Origin of the sequence: Paenibacillus silvae, from assembly GCF_014639235.1 — a bacterium.
GTDB lineage: Bacteria > Bacillota > Bacilli > Paenibacillales > Paenibacillaceae > Paenibacillus > Paenibacillus silvae.
Genome location: NZ_BMFU01000001.1, coordinates 231,660 through 255,740 on the forward strand (window position 1 = coordinate 231,660; position 24,081 = coordinate 255,740).

21 protein-coding genes are annotated in these 24,081 nt (G+C 47.6%); 8 read left to right on the forward strand and 13 right to left on the reverse strand.

Annotated features, from left to right (window positions below; translation table 11 throughout):
• Positions 1-15: 15 nt before the first annotated feature.
• From IEW26_RS01000 to leuC, 4 genes are all read right to left on the reverse strand, one after another.
• Complete coding sequence (locus IEW26_RS01000; RefSeq protein ID WP_188591032.1) at positions 16-1,422, reverse strand: N-acetylmuramoyl-L-alanine amidase family protein; 1,407 nt, start codon at positions 1,420-1,422, stop codon at positions 16-18.
• 242 nt (positions 1,423-1,664) lie between these two features.
• Positions 1,665-3,086 (reverse strand): N-acetylmuramoyl-L-alanine amidase family protein, encoded by a 1,422-nt coding sequence (locus tag IEW26_RS01005; protein ID WP_188591033.1) that lies wholly within the window; start codon positions 3,084-3,086, stop codon positions 1,665-1,667.
• Positions 3,087-3,456: 370 nt separating this feature from the next.
• Entirely contained in the window at positions 3,457-4,059 is a 603-nt protein-coding gene (gene leuD / locus IEW26_RS01010; protein ID WP_111271353.1) for a 3-isopropylmalate dehydratase small subunit, read from the reverse strand.
• A gap of 31 nt (positions 4,060-4,090) precedes the next feature.
• Positions 4,091-5,512, reverse strand: a complete 1,422-nt coding sequence (gene leuC, locus IEW26_RS01015) for a 3-isopropylmalate dehydratase large subunit (RefSeq protein WP_145403630.1) — start codon at positions 5,510-5,512, stop codon at positions 4,091-4,093.
• A 496-nt stretch (positions 5,513-6,008) separates the two neighbouring features.
• On the opposite strand from leuC, the gene IEW26_RS01020 reads away from it, so the two are divergent.
• Entirely contained in the window at positions 6,009-6,941 is a 933-nt protein-coding gene (locus IEW26_RS01020; RefSeq protein ID WP_188591632.1) for a LysR family transcriptional regulator, read from the forward strand.
• Positions 6,942-7,859: 918 nt separating this feature from the next.
• Here IEW26_RS01020 and IEW26_RS01025 read toward each other — a convergent pair.
• The 4 genes from IEW26_RS01025 to IEW26_RS01040 all read right to left on the reverse strand — a co-directional run bounded on the left by IEW26_RS01025 (position 7,860) and on the right by IEW26_RS01040 (position 11,696).
• Positions 7,860-8,678: a carbon-nitrogen family hydrolase gene (locus tag IEW26_RS01025; protein WP_188591034.1), complete on the reverse strand. Its 819-nt coding sequence runs from the start codon at positions 8,676-8,678 to the stop codon at positions 7,860-7,862.
• A 68-nt stretch (positions 8,679-8,746) separates the two neighbouring features.
• Positions 8,747-9,778, reverse strand: coding sequence for an ABC transporter substrate-binding protein (locus tag IEW26_RS01030; RefSeq protein WP_188591035.1), 1,032 nt, complete (start codon positions 9,776-9,778; stop codon positions 8,747-8,749).
• Positions 9,779-9,803: 25 nt separating this feature from the next.
• The gene (locus IEW26_RS01035; RefSeq protein ID WP_188591036.1) at positions 9,804-10,301 is read right to left on the reverse strand and encodes a hypothetical protein; all 498 of its coding nucleotides are present in this window, start codon (positions 10,299-10,301) and stop codon (positions 9,804-9,806) included.
• A 378-nt stretch (positions 10,302-10,679) separates the two neighbouring features.
• Positions 10,680-11,696, reverse strand: coding sequence for an ABC transporter substrate-binding protein (locus IEW26_RS01040; protein ID WP_188591037.1), 1,017 nt, complete (start codon positions 11,694-11,696; stop codon positions 10,680-10,682).
• A 245-nt stretch (positions 11,697-11,941) separates the two neighbouring features.
• On the opposite strand from IEW26_RS01040, the gene IEW26_RS01045 reads away from it, so the two are divergent.
• The 7 genes from IEW26_RS01045 to IEW26_RS01075 all read left to right on the forward strand — a co-directional run bounded on the left by IEW26_RS01045 (position 11,942) and on the right by IEW26_RS01075 (position 19,367).
• The gene (locus IEW26_RS01045) at positions 11,942-13,150 is read left to right on the forward strand and encodes a pyridoxal phosphate-dependent aminotransferase (protein WP_188591038.1); all 1,209 of its coding nucleotides are present in this window, start codon (positions 11,942-11,944) and stop codon (positions 13,148-13,150) included.
• A 382-nt stretch (positions 13,151-13,532) separates the two neighbouring features.
• Positions 13,533-14,636 (forward strand): glutamate 5-kinase, encoded by a 1,104-nt coding sequence (gene proB / locus IEW26_RS01050; protein ID WP_188591039.1) that lies wholly within the window; start codon positions 13,533-13,535, stop codon positions 14,634-14,636.
• A gap of 22 nt (positions 14,637-14,658) precedes the next feature.
• Positions 14,659-15,906, forward strand: coding sequence for a glutamate-5-semialdehyde dehydrogenase (locus IEW26_RS01055; protein WP_188591040.1), 1,248 nt, complete (start codon positions 14,659-14,661; stop codon positions 15,904-15,906).
• A gap of 36 nt (positions 15,907-15,942) precedes the next feature.
• A complete protein-coding gene (proC, locus tag IEW26_RS01060) occupies positions 15,943-16,809 on the forward strand; it encodes a pyrroline-5-carboxylate reductase (protein ID WP_188591041.1) in 867 nt (288 codons plus the stop codon).
• Complete coding sequence (locus tag IEW26_RS01065) at positions 16,802-18,025, forward strand: 2,3-diketo-5-methylthiopentyl-1-phosphate enolase (protein ID WP_188591042.1); 1,224 nt, start codon at positions 16,802-16,804, stop codon at positions 18,023-18,025. The genes proC and IEW26_RS01065 overlap by 8 nt, the downstream gene beginning before the upstream one ends.
• A gap of 8 nt (positions 18,026-18,033) precedes the next feature.
• Entirely contained in the window at positions 18,034-18,711 is a 678-nt protein-coding gene (locus IEW26_RS01070; protein ID WP_145403628.1) for a 2-hydroxy-3-keto-5-methylthiopentenyl-1-phosphate phosphatase, read from the forward strand.
• 2 nt (positions 18,712-18,713) lie between these two features.
• Positions 18,714-19,367, forward strand: a complete 654-nt coding sequence (locus IEW26_RS01075; RefSeq protein ID WP_145401197.1) for a methylthioribulose 1-phosphate dehydratase — start codon at positions 18,714-18,716, stop codon at positions 19,365-19,367.
• Between the two features lie 170 nt (positions 19,368-19,537).
• On the opposite strand, the gene IEW26_RS01080 is transcribed toward IEW26_RS01075, so the two are convergent.
• From IEW26_RS01080 to asnS, 5 genes are all read right to left on the reverse strand, one after another.
• Positions 19,538-20,821: a multi-tm2 domain protein gene (locus tag IEW26_RS01080; protein ID WP_188591043.1), complete on the reverse strand. Its 1,284-nt coding sequence runs from the start codon at positions 20,819-20,821 to the stop codon at positions 19,538-19,540.
• 30 nt (positions 20,822-20,851) lie between these two features.
• Positions 20,852-21,304, reverse strand: coding sequence for a hypothetical protein (locus IEW26_RS01085; protein WP_145401194.1), 453 nt, complete (start codon positions 21,302-21,304; stop codon positions 20,852-20,854).
• On the reverse strand, positions 21,297-21,797 hold the full coding sequence (locus IEW26_RS01090; protein WP_186322819.1) for an RNA polymerase sigma factor: 501 nt from the start codon (positions 21,795-21,797) through the stop codon (positions 21,297-21,299). The genes IEW26_RS01085 and IEW26_RS01090 overlap by 8 nt, the downstream gene beginning before the upstream one ends.
• A 247-nt stretch (positions 21,798-22,044) precedes the next feature.
• Positions 22,045-22,749: a DnaD domain-containing protein gene (locus IEW26_RS01095; protein ID WP_188591633.1), complete on the reverse strand. Its 705-nt coding sequence runs from the start codon at positions 22,747-22,749 to the stop codon at positions 22,045-22,047.
• Positions 22,750-22,769: 20 nt separating this feature from the next.
• The gene (gene asnS / locus IEW26_RS01100; RefSeq protein ID WP_145401190.1) at positions 22,770-24,065 is read right to left on the reverse strand and encodes an asparagine--tRNA ligase; all 1,296 of its coding nucleotides are present in this window, start codon (positions 24,063-24,065) and stop codon (positions 22,770-22,772) included.
• Between the last annotated feature and the right edge of the window lie 16 nt (positions 24,066-24,081).

Sequence of the window (24,081 nt, forward strand, 5' to 3'; positions counted from 1 at the left end):
CATAAGGGTTGTCCCTTATTGAATTCCCAGATACTCCTTGATCCCAGCAACAATGCCTTTTGCTACATTGTTCTGGAAATTTTCCGTAAACAGTACAGCCTCATCACTCTTGTTGCTGAGGAATCCGCCCTCCAGTAAAACTGCCGGCATGGTTGTTTCACGGGTTACATGGAGGCTGGCCATCTTCACACCCCGGTCTTTCAAACCCGAAGTCTGCACAAGATACTTATGCATAATGTTAGCCAGTTCCTTGCTCACCGAACGGGAATAATAGGTTTCTACTCCCGATGCCGCGACTGGGCCGCTGTTCGCATGAATCGATATAAAAATATCTGCATTGATGTTTTGTGCAACCTTCACACGTTCTTTCAATGCAAGAAATGTATCATCACTGCGAGTTAATACAACATCGATTTTTGGTTCTTTTTTCAAAAGTGCCTCTACCTTTAATGCCATGGCAAGGTTGAAATCCTTTTCTCTTTTGCCCGTAACACCAATAGCTCCCGGGTCCTGATCTCCATGTCCAGCGTCAATGACGACAACCTTCTTGCCATTGTTGCCAACCGGCGTTGTAGGTGTACCGTTCTGGTTGTTCAGATCAATCATGATCAATCCAGAATCGTTCTGCACACTGTAGCCTTTTGAGCCTGTCAAATCTATGACAAAGCGAATCGTTGAAGGGCTGTTGCTGAATAAGGAATAACGAATTTGAGACACATCAGGATAACCGTTTACGACGAGTTGACCATTTTGATTGCTGTCCAGTGCCTGACCTTGGCCGAAAGAATCAGCAAATGCCGTATTAGGCAAATCAATAACGATGCGATCTGGTCCTGTCATCGTGAAGACGTTCGGCTTCGTACTTCCACTTGTTGCAATCATTAAGCGGTTGTCGCTGAAGCTGATGCCGTTCACCAGTACAAGACCTTCCTGATCCGATCCCCCACCATTATTGGAGCTTGGAGGAGTAGTTGTCCCGTTTCCGGAACCAGAATTCTGGGTAACTAATGTTACCGTCTTTGTGGTGTTGTTCCAACCCACCTTGAGACCCATTTGCTCTCCAATAAACCGGAGAGGCACTAATGTCGTACCGTTTTTCACGAGGGGCGGGGCATCCAGGTCTACGTTACTGCCGTTCACCGTTGCCGTCTTTTGTCCAACAATCATCTGCATGGCAGTGTTGTCTTTGCTAATCGTCACCGTTTGCGATTGCTGCTTCCAATCCACGGAATATCCCAGACTTTCAGATACAACTCGAATTGGCACCATCACTTTGCTGTTGATGTTCTCCGCTTTCGCACCCGAAGGCTGCACGATCTCGGTCCCGTCTAGGATAATTTTCGTGTCTGCTGCTGCATGACTATAGCCCGGGAAAACGAACCCGAAGACAAATAACAGTACCAAAAAACCGAACTTCTTCATCCTTCACCCCTACCAATCTCATATTTTTTTGCCGCATGTTGCAGGCTCGCAACTTCCACTGAACACGTGGGCATTACCAGACACCTATTAGACGCCTTGCAACCTCAAAAGTTGCGAATTTATTCCAACATAACAGAAAAAAAACGTTGACAGATCAAGCTTTTTTTACTTTTTAATGTCTGATTTTTTCCTTTTTTATCAAATGTGCATCTTGAAACAACGCGTTGGTCGAATCTGCATGTTTACGAAATACGATTGGTTACACTCAAATATTCTACAATTCCATCTACGATCGCCTGAGCACATTGATTTTGATATGCCTCTGACAGCATTAATGCTTCGTCAGCCGGATTACTCAGAAAACCCAGCTCAAGTAAAACTGCTGGCATGGTTGTTTCTCTGGTTACATGCAGACTTGCTACTTTTACGCCACGGTCCTTGAGCCCTGTAACAGGCAGTACGTGTTTGTGAAGTGTCTCGGCAAGACTTTTGCTCGCCTCGCGTGTATACAGCGTCTCAATCCCGTTCGGAACAGGCGTCGTAAATTTATTTCCATGAATTGATACAAATAGATCCGCCTGATTCAGCTTTGCTATATCAACACGCTGCTGCAAAGAAAGCTCAGTATCATCCTGACGTGTAATTACGGTCTGAATATTGGGGTTTTGCTCCAGAAGTGCCTTCACTTTAAGTCCGACAGCCAGATTAAAATCTTTCTCATATGCTCCTGTTACACTGACCGCCCCGGACTGGCGCCCCCCATGTCCCGGGTCAATGACTACAACGGCTTTACCACTTTTCTCCGGCAAGGTTGGTTCGCTGTTCGTGGTCCCATTGCCAGCCGTAACATCAACAAGCAGCACGTTATTTTCTCCAAGCGACCAATTTGCGGTAGCATTCTGACTTAAATCCAGAACGATGCGCACCGTTGAAGGAGAACTGCTGAACATGGCAAACCTTACTTTGGAAACCAACGCAGAATCGAGGATATTCATCTGCCCGCTGCCATCAGGGCTCGAGTCCTGTCCCTGCACAAAAGTTTGTGAGAAGGTTGTATTTGGCAGGTCTACAACAATCCGCTCCGGCCCACTAATACTTGATACTTTAGGACTAATGCCTCCACTTGTCGCTACAATCAGACGATCACCGCTGAAACTTATACTTTGCAGCTCACTTGATCCAACCGGAGCAGACGTGTCTACCGGGTCACGATCACTCTCTGTCTCCACAACAGGAGGAATGCTGAATAAGCTAACCGTTTTAGTTCCATTGTCCCATCCGACCTGAAGACCCATGCCCTCGCCAACAAAACGAAGTGGAACAAGGGTTGTCCCCTGTTTAATCAACGGAGGTGCATCCAGATTAACTACGTTCCCATTAACCGTTGCAGCATCTTTGCCTGCCGTCATCTCAATGAAGCTGCTGCCTTTCTGAACGTGCACGGTCTGCGTTGCCTTCTCCCACTTGACGTCGTAACCCAAATTTTCAGAAACAATCCGAATCGGGACCATCACGGTTTTACCGATGTTCTCTGCTGGAGCCCCTGCCTTCTGGTCAATAGCTATCCCATCCAGCATGATTGAAGGCACACGTTCCGCATGAGCCATCATTGGGAAAAGACAAAGGAACAGGACAAATACGACTGCTGCCGACCATTTCTTCATACGTCATCCACCATTCTTGTTAAGTTATAAACGTTCCAGTTGCATCCTGGGATGAATCTTGTAAAGCGATATGTACCCTTCCATAATCTACTATTCAGTCTATCAGATATTGTCTATTGATCCGGTTACAACGTTGTCATATTTAGTCGGAAAAAGGATGCAACTTGTTGACTTCACAAAAGAAATAGTGCATAGCTCGAATCATAAAATAGATACAAAAAAAACTCTAAGCAGGCGCTGGAACAACAAGTTTCCAGTTCGCTTAGAGTTTTTTTACCTGACATAAAGATGCAGACCAATTGAATCAAGCTTCAGTCAAGTTGATCAAAATTCGGATCAAATCGGTCAAAATCTCAATAATGCCTTTCGTTTAGCCAAACAGTTTGGCAGCGTGACGTTGTTCATAAGCTGTAATTTCATCATCATGCTGAAGTGTCAAACCGATATCATCCAGTCCCTGCAGCAGGAACTGACGGCGGTGCTCATCCAGATCAAAATCAATATGCAGTCCATGTGCATCTGTAATCGTTTTGTTTTCCAGATTAACATTTAGCTCATAGTTCTCATGGTTGGCTGTACGCTGGAACAAGTCCTCTACTTGCTCTTCAGAGAGCTTGATTGGCAGAATTCCGTTTTTAAAACAGTTGTTATAGAAGATATCCGCAAAAGATGGTGCAATCACACAACGGAATCCATAGTCCATAATCGCCCATGGTGCATGCTCACGTGAGGAGCCGCAGCCAAAGTTGGCACGAGAAATCAAAACGGATGCTCCCTGATAACGAGGTTTGTTCATCTCAAAGGACGGGTTGTTATTTCCCTCTTCGTCAAAACGCCATTCATAGAACAAAAATTGTCCAAATCCGGTCCGTTCAATCCGTTTCAAAAATTGTTTTGGAATAATTGCGTCTGTATCTACATTGACCCGGTCTACCGGTGCAACGATGCCTTGCAGTGTTTTAAATGCCTCCATATGTTCCGTTCTCCCTTCTGACGATTATCAATTAGATTACTGCTTCTGTTTTGAAATTCCAGTCACGTACGTCTACAAAATGTCCTTTAATCGCTGCCGCTGCCGCCATTGCTGGTGAAACCAGATGTGTACGTCCACCACGGCCTTGACGTCCTTCAAAGTTACGGTTGGAAGTCGATGCACAGCGTTGTCCTGGCTGCAATACGTCCGGATTCATCGCAAGGCACATACTGCATCCTGCATCACGCCATTCAAAACCGGCTTCCGTGAAGATTTTGTCCAGGCCTTCTTTTTCTGCCTGAATTTTAACACGTCCTGAACCAGGCACGACAATAGCCGTTACGTTGCTGGAAACCGTGTGTCCTTTGGCAACCTTCGCTGCTGCACGCAGGTCCTCAATCCGTCCGTTAGTGCACGAACCGATAAATACATAATCAACCGGAATTTCAGAGATCGGTGTTCCAGGAGTCAAACCCATATATTCAAGCGCTTTTTCAGCTGCTTTACGTTCATTTTCAGTTGGCAGTTCTGCCGGTACAGGTACTTTGGAAGAAATGTCTGTACCCATGCCCGGGCTAGTGCCCCAAGTAACTTGCGGGATCAAAGATTCCACATCAATCTCAACGACGCGGTCAAACTCGGCACCCTCATCTGTTACAAGCTCTTTCCAAGCCGCAACTGCTTCGTCAAACTTCTCACCTGCCGGTACATATTCACGACCGCGCAGATATTCAAACGTTGTTTCGTCCGGTGCAATCATACCTGCTCTTGCTCCGCCCTCGATGGACATGTTGCATACGGTCATGCGTTCTTCCATGCTCAGCTCACGGATCGACTCACCTGTGTACTCGATAACATAACCTGTTGCAAAGTCAGTGCCATACTTGGCAATAACCGCGAGGATCATGTCTTTTGCCGTTACACCCGGGTTGCGTTTGCCGACAAAACGAACTTCCATCGTTTTCGCTTTCGCCTGCTGCAAACATTGAGTTGCCATAACATGCTCAACCTCACTTGTTCCGATACCAAAGGCTAGTGCGCCAAATGCACCATGCGTGGATGTGTGGCTGTCGCCGCACACAATCGTTTTACCCGGATGAGTCAGGCCCAGCTCAGGTCCCATAACGTGAACAACGCCTTGGTCAATCGTATCCAGATCGTACAGCTTCACACCGAAGTCGCGGCAGTTCTGCGACAATGTGTCGATCTGCTGTTTGGAGATTGGATCAGTAATGTTGAAACGATCCTTCGTTGGCACGTTGTGATCCATTGTTGCAAATGTCAGCTCTGGACGGCGAACTTTGCGGCCGCTCAGGCGAAGACCTTCAAATGCTTGTGGCGATGTTACTTCATGCACCAGATGCAGGTCGATATACAGAATGCTCGGTTTTCCTTCTTCCTGATGAATCACGTGATTTTCCCAGATTTTCTCAAACATCGTTTTTTTACTCATCATTTTCACCTCATCATAAGTTCGGTCCTTGGAAGAGCCTCTTGCGTTTGCGTGTAAAAGTGAAGCTCTTGAATGACATTAATATATCACCCTGTCCTTCATTGTTCCAAGATATAATATCTATAGATGTTATAGGTTAAACCTATAATGGGGAAAACAACAATAAACCGCTGTTAATCACAGCAGTGTCAATTGATAACAATTATCATTATCATATAAAGTTTATACTACGTTGATGTTCTGCTTCTGTCAATGCTGTAGGCGATTTTTTATTTTTGCCGGGCCATAACGTACTCGGTTTTTGTTATCGCTATTAACGAATGTGAGCCTAATCCATAATGAATGCGGCTGTTCTGATGATATCGAGTTTTTACTCTGTAGTGATAACGAATTTTGGCGTTTTAGTCATGACAAGTTTCCGGCCTTTTAGACATAACGAATTTTTTAGCCTTTTAATGATATAATAGCGACATCAATGAAAGGAATGACATCAATTATGGAATTCAGACAACTTCAATATACATTGCAGATTGCTGCCGAACGCAACTTTTCACGAGCCGCAGAGAAATTACATATTGCCCAGCCTTCCTTGAGCCAGCAGCTTTCCAAGCTGGAGAAGGAGCTAGGTGTTCTGCTGTTTCAACGCAATACCAGTACGGTTGAGCTGACACATGCGGGAGTTACCTTTGTAGAGCAGGCTCAGAAAATTGTGGATGCTGTGGAGCTGCTGCGTCAGGAAATGTCGGATATTTCGCAGCTTCGCAAAGGAAAGGTTGTCGTTGGCAGCATGCCAATCACCGGCTCACATCTGCTTCCGCATGTGCTTCCTGCTTTTCAGCTGGCGTATCCTGATATAGAAGTTACTTTGCTGGAGGACTCCGGTCTTGCACTCGAAAAGCTGACGGCCAGCGGCAAAGCGGACCTCAGTCTGCTCTCCTTGCCTTTGCAGGAGCCCAGCTTGTCTTATGTTAAGATTGGTGAAGAACGCATTGATCTGGCAGTACCTCCGAATCATCGCCTGGCGCATCGAGGAGACCCGGATCATCCACAGCCTGTGCGAATCGATGAGCTGCGGGAAGAGCCCTTTGTTGTATTAAAAAAAGGACAGGGCTTTCGCAAACTCACCTTTGACCTGTGCGAACAAGCTGGCTTTAATCCACAGGTGGTGTTTGAGAGCACCAATATTGAAACACTGCAATCGCTGGTCGCAACGGGCATGGGCATCACTCTGGTTCCCCGCTTTATCGCCCGTGCTCCACGCAGTGAATTCGTGCCGGTGTATGTGCCCCTTGCTGAGCCGACGCCGAGCCGTACTCTAGTTGTCGCTTATCGCCAGGGACGAGTGCTCTCCAAAGCAGCAGAAGCCTTTATTCAAACCTTTCAGAAAACAGTCGCAGCGCTATCCAAGTCAGATAACTTGTCAGGTTAAAGTGCTATCTGTGCAGGTCGATTACAGTATGAGGTGAACCTGCTCACTGCAGGAATATAACCGAACTCATGCGAAGTCGTCACATATAGGACGTCCATCTGTTGGTGGTCATGTGTTGATGGTTATGTGTTGGAAGTTCATGTGTTGGAAGTTCATGTGTTGAATGCCTTGTATTGGAGCAGAAGGTGAAGTAAAAGGAATGGAGAGGGACGTGAAATGCTCATACTGAAAAATTGCACGCAACAGCAGGCATTTATGCACGTTCAGCAGGTATTTTGTCTGCATTCAGCGTGAATTCAGTATGCAATTTGCGTGCATCCAGCATGAATCCAGTATGTATATTGCATGCATTCAGTATAGATCCAGTATATATTTTGCATGCATTCAGCGCAGATTCAGTATACATTTTTCATGCAATTGCGAGCGAAACTGCTCCAGAGCCTGATGCCGAGCGCTAACGATTCCCACAGACCTTATTTACGCATTTTACACCACTTTTAATTTCTAACGAATCTATAGAACGTTATTTCAACTGAAGAGGGCAAAATCCCCTCATTTCATGTCTAAAACCTGGAAATAACGTCTCTGTGATTCGTTAGAATTACAAATTGGTGATTTTACGTTAAATAGCATCCTGAGGATTCGTTAGAATTCTTGCAACCTTAACCTTCCCCGTTCCTTCGCCCTACCTTTCAATTTTCACCATTTTCCCGTTGCTCCCCCTTCTTTTCGTTGTCCACCGTTGGTTTCCATTGCTTATATTTGTTTTTCCTTTCCTTCACTTCAATTTACTTCACTTCATTTCGGTTTACTTTTCTTTACTCCACTTCACATCACTCTACTCTACTCTACTCTACTCTACTCTACCTTACCTTTACTCCTTGCGCTCCACTGTTTTCTTCACCCCAGCGTTTCCGACTATTTCCCGCCAAAATAAATACTTGGTCTGCGGTCCTCAAACACGGGAATGCGTCCACGAACTTCATCAACCAAAGCAGGACGAATCATGCCTGTTACGATCTCTTCCCCTTCTCCGCCTTCAGCTACAATCTCACCCCAAGGGTCGATGATCAGGGAGTGACCAAAAAATTCAGTGTCTCCCCCTTTGCCCACACGATTACATGCAATCACATACATCTGGTTCTCAATTGCTCTCGCCGTCAGTAGTGTGCGCCAGTGATGCAGACGGGGATTTGGCCATTCGGCTGGCACAATTAAAGCACGAGCACCGCTCAGAGCCAGCGTCCGGGCTAATTCGGGAAAACGTATATCGTAACAGATCGATGCCCCTGCGGTCAGACCGCTGCCCAACTCAAACATTTCAGGCTGAGCGCCTGGTTCCAAATATTTTTCCTCATCCATCAACCGGAACAGATGAAGTTTATCGTAACGTGATACTTCTTCCCCTGCTTCATTATAGACATACATCGTATTGTATATTTGCCCGTCACGCTTTTCGGCAATGGAGCCACCCACAATCGAAAGCCCATGCTTTTTGGCAAAAGCAGACAGCCATGCTCTTGACGTTTGTCCCTCCGGGTCAGCCAGCTCATGAATCTGCGTCAAAGCATATCCTGTGTTCCACATCTCGGGAAGCACGGCCACTTTCAAATCCGGATATTGTTCTACTGCACGTTCCAGCAGCATCTGCATATGAGCATGGTTTGCTTCCGGGTTCCCCAGCGTAATGTTCCCCTGGATCAAGGCCACCCTTAATTTCCCTTGTTGTTCAGTCATCCCCCAACACTCCTCCAAAACGTAATACTTGATATCATAGCCTGATCCCGAGAAAATCCGCAACTGTATTACTGCAAATGGTTATACAACAAATCAGGTAATTTTCCCAACAGTTGCTCATATGTCTGTGCATCACCTGAATTCCAGGCCAGCTCCTCTAATGGATAAACACGTCCCTGTTCTACAGCCGTAAGATTTCTCCACTCTGGACTTTGCAGCAACCTCTCTGTGGCATGTCGTGCAGCACGCTCCTGAGGTAACATGAGGAAAAGGTAATCTCCCGCATATTCGTGAACCTCATCAGCTGAAATTTCTTTATATGCTCTGCCTGCCGCAAGAGCTTCCTGCACTTTGTGAACCGGCCTGAAGCCAAGCGGATGGTACAATAGTGGCGCAAGTCCGATGTTCCCCATCACAAACAAGCGTGCTCCGCGATGGTAGGTCAGTACAGAAGCTGTTTCGCCGAGTGGGATTGCTTTGCCGATCTTCTTCCACATATGCACGAGTTGTTTCTCATAAGAACTTAACCATCGTTTAGCCTTGTTCTGTCTGCCAAACCAGCTCCCTGCTCTGGTCAAACGTTCGTGAAGAGACGCATGGGAGTTATAAGCCAGTGTAGGTGCAATGCGTGACAATAGCTCATACTGCTCCTCATCTTCGCTATCCATAATAATCAGGTCTGGCTTTAAACGGCTAGCCGTCTCGACATTCATATGAGCCACAGGATCATACGCCTGTTCCCCAAGTAAGGGGATGCCTAATACTCGCAAATCTCCGGCCGTATGACCAAAAAAGAGAACTCTCTCTGGATTTGCAGGAATATGTACGTCATGTCCCAGCCAATCCTTTACCATCATTTGCTGTTGGATTGACCTGTCATACTGCCTGGGGGATAATCCGGTGATCTGGCGAAAACGTCTGCTAAAATAATACTCATCTTTAAATCCAACGCGGCCCGCAATGTCACGTAAAGGTGCATCTGTCTTGCGTAACCATTCCTTCGCATGCTGAATACGAACATGATTGATATAGTCAAGCGGTTTGTGTCCGGTTCGCTCTCTGAACATTGTTGTGTATAAGGCTGGCCGAATACCAGCCATACTTGCAAGCTTTTGTACAGAGATTTCATTCGCAGTAACGGGTGATAATCAGTTCCATCCAGCGCTGAAACAATGTGTTCAGATGACTGTATTCCGCATCATTTTTATAACTTCGCGACGCATATATTTCTTTTATTTCACCGTGCAAAGGAACAGCTGCTGTATCATTTAATCGGGTTCGATTCTGGAATAAAGGCCGTGTGTACTGCTCCGGGTTACCTGAACCTGCTTGAAACACATCATAAGTCATCACCTTATATTTCAGATGCTTCGAACCTCTGTGTTCAAGCTGGTATGCTTCACCTGGAGAAACCGGGTAGATATGCCCTGTACTAAAAGGCCAATGTTCCGTCCCGATGTACAAGTGACCTTCCCCTTCTTCACAGATTAAAAATGTATGTTTGCCACACTGCACCTCAAGCATGATATGATCTCGCGGTTCTATTCGTTGCTCCAGATGGTTCAGCCGAAACATAAATGCAGCAAAAAATAACATGTCGTGATTCACATCTGAAGTTTTCATAGTATTTCATCTCCTGATGGTATTGAGAAAGATTATCACTCTGGATTTCTATGCATTCATTATAGTTGAGCGCTGATCTCTTATCCAGGCTATTTTGTTTTATGAAAAGACTCTTCCTGGCAATTGGAATATAAAAAACGCTCAACCAGAAGTTGAACGCTTTTCATATATCCAATCCATTTATTCAACATTCTGTTCGGGTAACCAGGGCGTGTCTTGAAACCTGCTGAAGTGCATCTTCCACTACCTTTTCATCCAATGTTGCGTCACGTTCCCTTGATGTGCCACGGCACGCCTGCGGTAAACTTCCTGTCTTGGAACGAAAATTCGGCAAAATTGGCTGCCTTCAGCGTTTTCAGACACGCTCTTACCCTGATTCTATTGCATCATCTGTTTTGGCAGCTCTTTCAGCAGCCATTCCCTGGACATTGCATCCCCTGAAGCTTTGACGATACTAAAATTATACACCTTGCCTGCTTTTACTGCGGGCAGGTTTTTCCATACAGGGCTGTCCATCAATTCCTTGGTGGACTGCTTGGCATCATCCGTTACAGGATCAAGGATAAATATTCGATCACCTGCGACTTCTGTCATTTTTTCCAAAGAAATTTCGGCAAATCCCATTCCCTCATCTATGACCTTCTGTATTTCATCTGTCGGTGTCAATCCGTCCTTGCCATATAATAATTGTGGTAGCCCCGCTCCTGCCATTACAAAAAGGCGATTTCCCGGATACATCGTAAATACAGATGCCGTCTCTCCTTCTTTCAAACCATTCTCGTGAAGCTGCTTCCACATTTCCGCTGTTGCTGTTTTATTCGCTGTAATCCATTCCTCTGCTTCCTGCTTTTTGTTTAACATATCACCAAGAATTCGCATTCGATCTTCCAACGATGCAAATGAGTTAAAGGTTACCGTAGGGGCTATTTTCGAGATTTGACTGTACTGTTCCTCATCGTTATTCGAGAAAATAATCAGATCCGGATTCAACCCGAGTGCCTTCTCCACATTAAACGGAAACCCGACATCTTCCGCATTGGCTACCAGATCATCAAATACCATGCCTTCCTGCCGTAGTATGCCAACCGGAATAACGCCCAGTGCAACCAAATCCCCGGTAACTTCTCCATGGTAGATTACTCGTTCAGGAGTAACAGGAATGGTCGCGTTATGACCTGTCCAATCCTTGAACTGTCTTGTCTGCTGCACTTTCCCCTCATCCGCCGCAGTCTGTTCTGCTGAACCCGTGTCTTCGCCTGCCTGATTAACCGATGAAGTGGACTTATTTTCCGAAGTTGGCACTGGTGTTTCCGCCATGTTTCCACATGCGAGTAAAAATGCGGACAACGTTGTGAGTGTCAATACAACGGCCGAATTGCGAAACTTGTTTTGCATCTCTATTTCTCCCCCTATATAACGTGCTAATTTAGCTTTGGATAATAATGATATTGATTATCATTATCGAATAACATCTTAAGTTATATCTTTACTGAACTCAATGGACAAACCTGAATTCTTTATTTCACTTTTGTACAAATCCATCTTCATTACTGTCATCTCCCCCTATACAGCTCGGGATTGACGTGATAAATTAATAAAAACGTTTGGCTATAAATGAACCTTCGGAGTGATAAAATACGATGACTAATGCTGACTATACTTCTTCACGTTCTGCTTTTCCCATTCCATCTGCTGATATGCTGTCACAGCTGCCCACGCAATTTTTTGCAACGCTAGTGCAAAACGTTAATCGTGAGATCGCAGACGGTCATGATGTTATCAATCTGGGCCAGGGCAACCCTGACACCCCTACACCGCCGCATATTATCCGTTCCTTACAAGAGTCGGCTGAAAATCCGCTATATCACAAATATTCCCCGTTTCGCGGATATGCCTTCCTCAAGGAAGCTGTCGCCAAGCGATATAAGGAAGACTATAATGTCGATCTTGACCCCGAAACCGAAGTGGCTATTCTTTTTGGCGGCAAAACCGGACTCGTTCAATTACCACAAATATTGTTGAATCCGGGTGACGTGTGCCTTGTTCCAGATCCGGGGTACCCGGATTACTGGTCGGGCGTTGCAATCGCGCAGGCACGTATGAGCTTTATGCCGTTATTGGAAGGGAACGGGTTTCTGCCCGATTACGAGGCTATTTCCGCAGATGACAGGCAGAAAGCCAAGCTGATGTTTCTGAACTATCCGAACAATCCGACCTCAGCTGCGGCTCCACTATCCTTCTATGAAGATACCGTTGAATTTGCAATACAAAATCAGATTGTGGTGGCTAGTGATTTTGCATATGGCGCTATCGGTTACGATGGGCATCGCCCAGTGAGCTTCCTGCAAGCTCCGGGAGCAAAAGAAGTAGGAATCGAGTTTTATACGTTATCCAAAACGTACAACATGGCTGGATGGCGTGTTGGATTTGCGCTAGGCAATGCGGAGATAATCTCTAAAATCAATTTGCTGCAGGATCACATTTATGTCAGCCTGTTTGGCGGCATTCAGGCTGCGGCTGCCGAGGCCCTCACAGGTCCCCAGGATTGTGTTACTTCGCTCGTAGCCAAGTATGCATCCCGCCGTGATGCGTTTTATGAAGCCCTCTCCGCCATCGGCTGGCAGGCTCCGAAACCGCAAGGTTCTTTTTTCGGCTGGCTGCCTGTACCTGAAGGTCACAGCTCTGCTGAATTTGCTAACATTCTGCTAAGAGAGGCAAAAGTAGCTGTTGCGCCAGGCATCGGCTTTGGTTCCCACGGGGAAGGCTATGTCCGCATAGGGCTTCTGAGTGATGAGCAGCGATTGCAGGAGGCTGCAGAACGAATCGGCAGACTGCAGCTCTTCAAGTAAAGGTATCATTCGTTTTGCAAAAGCACATGGGCACAATCCCTTTGCATATGCCAACTTTCCATGGTATGTTATAAGAAATAGTTAGAACGAAACGTGATGACGGGACCAGTAAGAGAGAACCGGCTGTGCACAGAGAGTAAATTCCATTCGGTTGAGAGAATTTACCGCAGCTTCTCCCTGAAACCTACCCCCGAGCGGCCTGTTGCACACAGGACAGTGCCTTCTGTTACAGGGCATGAAGCCGGATGATCTGATCATCAATAAAGGTGGTACCGCGGAAGTAACGAACTTTCGTCCTTTTTAACCAAAGGACGAGAGTTTTTTTTGTACCTGAACAGGCTGCCCACCATCACTGATTAATTATGTTTAAGGAAGTGAAACCATGACTTCACGTATTGTCGTTAAAATCGGGAGCAGCTCATTAACCACCGAGGAAGGCGGTCTGGACCGCCGGGCCATATCTTTTTTTGCAGACGAGATTGCCTGTCTTGCAGCTCAGGGTCACGAAGTTTTGCTTGTCACCTCTGGAGCAGTTGCAGCCGGTTTTCGGGAGATTGGATATCCCCAGCGTCCCAAACTGTTACATGAGAAACAAGCAGCGGCGGCTGTAGGGCAAGCTTTGCTGATGCAGGCATACCAACAGGCTTTTGCAGCGCACCGCGTTACTACAGCGCAAATTTTATTGACCCGTACCGACTTTCACAGCCGTAAACGTATGGGAAATGCCGGTATGACGGTAGAGGAGCTGCTCAAACAAGGTGTCATTCCGATCTTTAACGAAAATGATACAGTATCTGTTGACGAGCTGAAATTCGGGGATAATGACCTGCTCTCGGCACTCGTTGCCAATCTGGTCAAAGCTCAGCATCTTATCATTGTGACGGATACCAACGGACTGTATACCGCTGATCCGCGCAAAGATCCGGCAGCAACTCGTTACGACCGTATCCCCGAGATCACAGCCGAGATATACGCCTACGCTGGCGGCTCGGGATCAACCGTGGGAACGGGCGGCATGCGCTCCAAAGTAGATGCGGCCAAGGTCGCGACTCGCGGAGGCGTACCTGTTTTTGTTGGGAGTGTGAAAGACCCTGGAGATATGCAGCTGGCAGTAGATGGAACGGGTAAAGGAACCTATTTCGAGACCAAGCTGGCTTCGCTCTCTCGTAAAAAACAATGGCTGGGCTTTATGTCCACGCCGCTTGGTACAGTTGTGGTTGATCATGGTGCCGAGGAAGCGCTCGTACATGGCGGACACAGTCTTCTCCCTGTAGGGGTCAGACGTGTTGAGGGAACATTCCACGCAGGGGATGTCGTAGAAGTGCTCGGACCGGATGATTCACTTCTGGGTCGGGGTATCGTCAATTACGATGATGATCAGCTTCGTCAGATTGCAGGAATGCCTAGCGGCGAGGTGATGAAACACCTGAACAGCATACACAGACTTGAAGTCATACATCGCGATGAATGGATTACATTAAAATAAAACTCCTGAGGAGGAATGTAAGATGAGTGAAGTTCGTGAAAAAGCAAGCAAAGCCAAATCTGCCGTATCCACGCTGAATCGGCTGACGACAGAGCAAAAAAATGCTTCACTGCGCATCATGGCTGACGCCTTGATTGCACAATCCGAAGAGATCATTGCTGCCAATGCGGAAGATCTGGATCGCGGCAGAGAGCAAGGCACGCCTGAGTCCATGCTGGACCGCCTGGCTTTGAACAAGGAGCGGATTGCGGGTATTGCCGAAGGGCTGCGTCAGATCGCTGAGCTGCCTGACCCGGTCGGTGAGGTGCTTGAAACCTTTACCCGGCCAAACGGTCTTCATATCGAGAAGCTCCGGGTTCCGATCGGCCTGATTGGCATTATCTATGAAGCGCGTCCTAACGTGACCGTGGATGCAGCAGGGTTATGCCTCAAAACAGGAAACGCGGTGCTGCTGCGCGGCGGGTCCTCTGCCCTTTCCTCCAATCGCAAAATCGTTGAGGTGCTGCATCAGGCACTCGCAACATCTGCGATGCCGGCTGAAGCGCTGCAGCTCGTCGAAGACGCAGACCGTTCTTCCGTTGATGAAATGCTCAAGCTGAATGGCTTGCTGGATGTCATTATTCCACGCGGGGGTGCTTCGCTCATTCGAACCGTCGTTGCTAATGCAACTGTTCCTGTGATCGAAACAGGTGCCGGCATCTGCCATACGTATGTCGATGAATCAGCTGATGAAGAGATGGCTGCAGACATAGCAATTAATGCCAAGGCACAGCGACCATCCGTATGCAATTCAATGGAAACCCTGCTGCTGCATGCCAATTATGCCGAAAAACATCTGCCAGCTCTGGCTGAGCGTTTTCGTGAAGCAAATGTTGCTCTGAAGGGCTGCGACAATGTACGCCGCCTTGTTCCAACAGTGCAGGAAGCAACGGAAGAGGATTACGCCACAGAGTATAATGATTATATTTTGAACATCCGCATTGTAAACAGCCTGGACGAAGCATTGCAGCATATTGCACAATATGGAACCAAGCATTCCGAATGTATCGTCACCCGGGATACGGATCACGCGGAACGTTTTATGCATGAAGTCGATGCAGCTGCTGTTTATCATAATGCTTCAACCCGCTTTACCGACGGCTTCGAATTCGGTTACGGTGCAGAGATCGGAATCAGCACTCAGAAGCTGCATGCACGTGGTCCGATGGGGCTGCCAGCCTTGACCTCCAGCAAATACCGGATCACAGGCAACGGTCAGATTCGTCAATAATAATGAAGTAGCAGTTATATAGGAGGAACGATAATTATGAGCCAAGAGCAGCAGACCCTACTACAACAAAAAATTACTTTCCACGGAGCAGGCGCCATGGCCGAAGCCATCGTACGTGGACTCATTTCCCGTCTTGTCGTTCGTCCTCAGGATATTACGATGCTGAATCGCAGCAATCTTAAACGTCAGGAGGAGCTGAGCACAAGGTACGCCGTGCATACCGGAACAGCCTCGCAATCACTGGACCTTCTTGCCTCTTCCCCGGTAATTGTGCTGTGTATGAAGCCCAAAGACGCCGCGGCAGCGCTGCGTGAATTAGGCCCCCTGCTATCACCGAACCAGCTGATCGTATCCGTTATTGCGGGGCTGTCGATTCGTACAATGCAGACACTGCTTGGCCTCAAGCAGCCTATAGCCAGAACGATGCCTAACACCTCCAGCACGATCGGGCTTGGTGCAACCGGGCTTGCTTTCTCGGCAGAGATTACCGATGAACAGCGCAGTACGGTGATGACACTTTTTGAAGCTGTAGGCATTGTAACGATTGTGCCAGAGGACAAGCTTGAAGTGCTTACCGGGATTTCCGGCAGCGGACCTGCTTACGTATACTATCTCATGGAAGCAATGATTGCTGCGGGAATCCGCGGTGGTTTATCCAGCCAGCAGTCTCGGGATCTCACAGTTCAGACCGTGCTGGGCGCAGCGCGGATGGTACAGCAGACTGGTCTCGAACCAATGAAGCTGCGCAGTGATGTTACCTCGCCAGGAGGTGCAACACAGGCCGCACTGAAAACGCTGGATGAAGGAGACTTCTTCGAAAATGTCATCGCAGCCGTGGGACGTTGTGCCGAACGTTCACGCGAGATGGGAGCTGCGTTGGAAGGAGATTTAAACCATGAATAATATGTGTACTGCTACCTATCGTCTGCATGATGATCATGCTGATTTCCACAAAAAAGCCCAGTCCATCGCCATCGGTATGACCGTTGGCAGCTGGACCGAGCTGCCTCAGGCCCAACGTGAAGCGATGCAGAAGCATTTGGGCGAAGTGCTCAAGGTTGAAGTACATGAAGCCGCAGACATGGCTCCAGGTGAGCGTTATGCAGATATTACGATTGGATACCCGGATATTAACTTCAGCCGTGATATTCCCGCCCTGCTTGTGACCGTCTTTGGTAAAATCTCGATGGACGGACGCATCAAGCTGCTGCAGCTTGGCTTCTCCGACAACTTCCTTAGAGCTTTCCCGGGACCCAAGTTTGGCCTAAACGGTGTACGTGACCTGCTGGGTGTGTATGATCGGCCGCTGCTCATGAGTATTTTCAAATCCGTCATCGGACTGAATGTCGATGAGCTGCGGGAACAGTTTATCCGCCAAGCCCTTGGCGGCGTTGACCTTATCAAGGATGACGAAATTCTGTTTGAGAACAAGCTCACTCCGATTGAAAAAAGAGTTGAGGTCTGCATGAAGGCAGCCGAGCAGGCGCGCCAGGAGACAGGAAAAAAACTGTTGTATGCCGCCAATCTAACCGGACCTACTTCACGCTTGAAGCAGCAGGCAGAGCGTGCCATTGGCGCAGGAGCAAACGCGCTGTTATTCAACGTATTGTCCTATGGTTACGATGTGCTGCATGAATTAAGCAGTGACCCCGATATCAACGTGCCCATCATGGCTCACCCTGCACTTGCCGGTGCGCTGTATCCATCCCCGCATTATGGTATTTCCGCATCTGTCGTGCTGGGACAGTTAATGCGTCTGGCCGGGGCCGATCTTGTGCTCTTCCCTTCACCATATGGCTCTGTTACGATGCCTAAGGAAGAAAACATGGCGATCACCGAGCAATTGTTAACACCGGAGCTGCCGGTAAGACCAAGTATGCCTGTGCCTTCAGCCGGAATCCACCCGGGACTCGTGCCGATGATTCTGAGAGACTTCGGCAAGGATGTGATCGTCAATGCTGGCGGCGGAATTCACGGACATCCAATGGGAACCGAAGCAGGTGGACGAGCTTTCTTGCAGGCAATTGAGGCTGCGGGACGTTCCATTCCGCTGGCAGAGCATGCTGCAGAGCACCCGGAATTGAAAAGCGCGCTGGATTTATGGGGTGGCGAGCGATGAACCGTGAGATGAATAGTAATAAAAAAACAGCGATATTTTGTGATTTTGACGGAACAATCACCCTCTCGGACAACATCGTTGCCATTATGAAGCATTTCAAGCCAGAAGGCATTGAAGCGATCATGAAAGACACGATTGAACAAAAGGTATCTCTGCGGGAAGGCGTTGGAGCGATGTTTGATCTCCTGCCCTCCTCGCAAAAAGACGAGATTGTCGAGTTTGTGCTTGGACAAGCAGGCATTCGTGAGGGATTCGCGGCATTCCTGGAGTACGTTCGCAGCGAAGGCATTGAATTCAATGTAACCAGTGGCGGCATGGACTTTTTCATCGAGCCGCTGCTCGCACCGTTCAATATTCCGCAGGACCGTGTGTATTGCAATGGTGCAGATTTCTCAGGCGAGAGGATTCACATTGAATGGCCGCATCCCTGTCAGCCTCCATGTGAAAATGGCTGCGGGATGTGCAAAACAACCGTAATCCGTTCTTTCCCGGCAGATGAATATAACCGGATTCTGATCGGAGACAGTCTGACCGACTTTGAAGGGGCTAAAATCGCTGATCTGGTCTACTCCCGCTCCATCCTGACAGATAAATGCGTGGAGCTTGGTGTAGATCATGTGCCTTTTACAACCTTCTATGACATCATCGAAGATATGAAGCAGAAGCAATCACAAGGAGTGCTGTAAACATGGGTTTTGAAAAGATTACATTGGAACATAAACGCCAGGTTCTTGAAGAACTGGCTGATGTCAAAGCACTATTCGCAAGCCGGAACTGGTTTCCGGGCACAAGCGGCAATCTGTCGATGCGAGTGGGTGAATTTGACCCTGAGCAATTTTATTTTGCGGTTACTGCTTCAGGCAAGGATAAGTCCCTCCGCACACCGGAGGATTTCCTTTTTGTTGACAAGCAAGGTAAAGCAATCGAAACGACAACGCTCAAACCAAGCGCCGAAACGCTGATTCACTGTGAAATCTATCGTTTGACTGGCTGCGGTGCTGTATTCCATGTGCATACGGTATTTAACAACCTGATCAGTGAATTTTTCGGTGATCAAGGCCATGTACCCATTCAGGGCATCGAGTTGATCAAAGCGTTTAACATTTGGGAAGAAAATGCAGAGATTCGTGTGCCCGTGCTGCCGAACTTTGCTCATATCCCTTCGATCGCCGAGCTTGTTCCAGGTGTGCTGGATGCCAATGTTCCAGGAATTTTGCTGCGTAATCACGGCATCTATGCATGGGGCAAGGATGCTTTTGAAGCGAAGCGTCATCTGGAAGCCTTTGAATTTTTGTTTGAAGTGATGTATCGTCAGCTGCTGCTGAGAGGTGCATCCAAGTAACACACGTGCAGCAGATATAAAGCAATCGGATAGCCTGCTCTTTAATGTATCTGTTTCACTTATTACAAAAATAACAGAATCACCAAAAACACACCAACGGCGTTTCATGGCCTTGGTGTGTTTTTTATTAGCATTTTGCTCGTAATCCAAAATTATATATCTTTGAACCGTTATTGCCGATCATCCTTATCCTTGAACAAAAAGAGGCTTTCCAGTTCATCATCTTTGGTCGGATTGGTGATGGAATGACCGGAAATGGCTGCAGACTCCCTCTGTTTGCCAAATAACAGCTTCAGACCACCAATGATAAGCAGCAAGGAAACAATGACTGTGTTCAAATGGGATCGAATCTCATAACTCAGGAACATATCCGGGAACAGCTCATTCAGCTGCGGAATAATCAAACGTATCGTTAGATAATACAGCCCAAGACCGGCGATGCCGATGCCGATTAAACGCTGGTGCCGCACCCAGTCCTTGAAGATCGGCTCATCCGTGAGCGGCTCACGTCCGTAACGGCTGGAGCATTGAAGTCCGTCGAAGAAGCTGTAGAACCAGATCAGCGGAATCATAAACAGGAATACAGATAAGCGAAGCAGGTCGAGAATGTAGATGCTGCCCAGAAACAAAAACATCAGCTGCAGTCCTCTTTTTTGCAAACCGAGATACATATGTCCTGCTCCCGGAAAAGCAGAGAGCAATGTCGCCAGCACTTTACTGCGCCGCCCCATAATTCTGCCTGTCTCCAGTTCTTCAAACAAGGTTCTGTCCTGTAGCACTTCACCTGCTTGCTTGCGATGAACATGCTGAACTGCATCAAACATGCAGTATACCCAGATCACAGGCAGAATGAGCAAAAACATCAAAAACACAGATTCATTTGTAATGGCGGAGACAAAAACCATCATCGCAAAGGAACCAAAAAACGCCATCAGGAAGGACAAGCCCCGGTGAAGTAATCCGAGATGCAGATGTCCAAGACCCGGAACAAATGAAAGCAAAATGGTAAAGAATCTCTCCCCTTCGCTGCCTTTCTGGTACATGGGCTGAGACTGAGCATAACCCTCGCCTGAAAATGCAGCATGCTCAGGGGGTACACCGTCTACATTCTGATGATGTATATGGTTCGCATTAGCAGCAGCACTACCATAAGGCGCATTATAGCCTTGTCCGTAGTAATACCTTTCACTAGCTGTAGGTGCGGAGAGCAGCACAATGATCATATCCAGCATGTTCAGTCCCCAAACAAAAAGCACAGCCAGCAATCCAAAAGCAATTAAATCTCTGTCACCCGTGAGCCAGGATAGCATCAAAAAACCGATGCCCGTGCCGAAAAATAACAGGGGATAGACAACAGCCCTCACCTTGCGCTGCCAGTACAAAAATCCCAATCCAGGGAACATGTTTAATAAAAATGCAAGTAATTTATTTCGATCTGGATGCACAGTCGTCATTCCTTTCTTTATCAGGCCTTACCCAGCCATTCAAGGCTTGGGTTTGAAATTATCGAGCCATGAAGTAGCTGCCTCGGTCCATTTCTCTGTGAACGAACCTGCAGTTTCACCTTCCTGGAATTTATGATAAGGGGCAACTTTGTCAAACAATCCGGAAGAGAGAAAGATCAATGTCAGGCAGGCGGCCACGGCGTAATGAAATGCCCGTTGCTCGAACCAGCGGCGAGTACGTCCGCCACGAGATGGACGTATGCTGCCCGCAGTTGGCAAACGTTCAATTCGTTCCATCACGGTATTTGTAAATTCAATCGGGTGGGGCAGCTCAGGATACTCCCGTTCCATGCACAACGCCCCAAGGTACGCTTCCATTGCATCCGGTTCGTTCAGCAGATGCTGCTCCATCTGCATCGCCTGATTGCTGCTAACTCGGCCTTCAATATAGTCAACCCACTGCTGGACGGTATACATCTCTTTTTTACTCACGCCACTCCTCCTCCTTCCAATGGTTACGAATCCACTGCCGTGCCCGATATAGTCTGGATTCTACCGTTTTCACAGCCACCTGGGCCTCGTGAGCAATCTGCTCATAATTTTTCTCGCTCAGATAATAAGCGGTAATAATATCCCGATGCTGGGCGGGCAGCTGATCGATCCGTTCGCGGAGTTTATCCTGTCGCTCTTTGCGTATCACACGCGTGAGGATATCTTCCTCCCGCCCTGGCAAATTTACTATCCGTTCTTCTCCACCCAGATCTTCAGCACTTCTTCTGCCCAGCTTTCGTTTGGCATCAATAGCTTTATGAAAGGCGATTCGGGTTAACCAGGTTTTGAAACCTTCGGATCGATAATCGGGGAGAGATTTATAGATCTGTATGAACGCCTCCTGAGCGGCATCCTGGGCATCCTGATCATTACGTAAGACGGAATACGCAACATGATACACATGCTGACTGTATTTATCGATCAGAACACGCATCTGGGATGCATCTCCTTGACGGATTTGTTCAATGATTAGCGCTTCGTCAATAACTCTCCCCTCCTCTCCAATTCAATAGACGACGACATGTCATCCGACCCCTGCATATTTTATCAAATTTATTATGATCCTGTATCCACGTTCCCAAAAAGAGTGAATGGGCTTGTCTGATTTAACTTATAATCCGGATTTGCTGCACCAATAAAAAAACAGGCTCAGAATAACTCTGGCCTGTTTCTCCATTAAACTAACGTCCCCCGTTACGAAAACGCTGTGTATACGCTTTGGCATCCTGCACATTTTTGACACGATTCCTGCTCCACTCCAGCAAGATTCGGTCAATGTAACGGAAGTGCACTTTGCCTGCAAAAACCGCTTCCTTCAAAGCCAACAGAATAAGCTCCTCCTGATAACGATCCTGATCAAGCCAGCCGGATATCGTTTCACATTCCATCGGGGAGAGAGGTCGCGCAAATTCCTTTTCAAAAATAGAAAACATATTCCGCTCTTCCTGATCTTTTTGAACAGTGTTCGAATCAGGACGTAAAGCATTGCTTCGCAGCTGTTCGGACCGGGCATGCGCTGCTTCGTCCGCGGCACACATGGCAAGCTTTGCATACAAGCCATGCAGGTCATAGCGTTCATACTGGATATCCCGCTCTTCATCCCGCTGCTCATCAATCGTGATATAACCATCTCTCATCAGACGCTGCAGCATTCTCGCAATGCCTTCGGGAGCCAGTCCCATGCGTCCAGCAAGCTCTTCAAGAGTAGGAAATTCATTGAATTCTGCCTGGCGGAAGCCGAGCAGTTGAATCAGCAGCAGCACTTCAGAATCAGATAAACCTAGCTGGTGATAGAAACGCAATAATGCATAAGGCAATTGAGCAGTACCCGATGACATCCCGTAGGCTGCTCCGCTTAACCAGGCTTTGGAGGAACTGTCGTCCATATGCTCTTTTCCGTTCAACATTAAGGGTACAGACGGTAGAGCATACGTGGGAATGCGATGGTTTCACGAACATGATCAAGTCCGCAGATCCAAGCTACCGTCCGCTCCAATCCCAGACCGAAACCGGAGTGAGGAACCGATCCGTATTTACGCAGATCCAGATACCACTGGTACGCTTCATCCGAGAGATTGTGCTCTTCAAAACGCTGCTGCATCAGCTCTGGATCATCAATCCGCTGTGATCCGCCGATGATCTCTCCATAGCCTTCCGGCGCAATCATATCTGCACACAGAACAACTTCAGGACGATTCGGATCAGGTTTCATATAAAACGCTTTGATTCCTGCCGGATAATGAGTAATGAACACAGGTGTGTTATACTTCTCGGCAATCGCTGTTTCATGCGGCGCACCGAAATCTTCACCCCAAGGAATGTCGAAGCCTTGTCCGTTCAGGAACTCAATCGCTTCGTCGTACGTAATACGAGGGAACGGAGCCGTAATGCCTTCCAGCTTGGAAACGTCACGTCCGATGGACTCCAGTTCTGCACGGCAATTTTTCACCACAGACTGCACAACATGTGCAATGAAATTCTCTTGAACACGCAAGCTCTCTTCATGATCAACAAACGCCATTTCCGGCTCGATCATCCAGAATTCGATCAGGTGACGGCGGGTTTTGGATTTCTCAGCACGGAACGTTGGGCCGAAGGAATATACTTTGCCGAGTGCCATTGCCGCAGCTTCCATATACAGCTGTCCGCTTTGTGTAAGATAAGCATCCTCATCAAAATATTTAATGTGGAAAAGGTTCGTTGTCCCTTCCGCGGAAGAAGGAGTCAGGATTGGCGGGTCGACCTGTGTGAATCCGTTACCATCAAAAAACTGCTGAACAGCACGAATAATCTCGGCACGAATAACCATCACCGCACGTTGTTTCGTAGAACGAAGCCACAGATGACGGTGGTCCATCAAGAAATCAACGCCGTGCTCTTTCGGTGTAATCGGATAATTTTCCGTCAGATGAATGATTTTCACACCTGTAACGGTCATTTCATATCCAGACGCACTGCGCGGCTCTTCACGAATGATTCCCGTTACATAGACAGAGCTTTCCTGAGTCAGACTTTTGGCATCATTCCAGATCTCTTCGCTGACTTCGCTCTTTACTACAACCCCTTGAATATATCCAGTACCATCACGCAGCTGCAAAAACTGAATTTTACCGCTGGAGCGTTTGTTGTTAATCCACGCACCGATCGTGACCGTTTCACCCACATGCTCATTCACATTACGAATTACACAATTCGTATCCATGCCATATCTCCCCTTG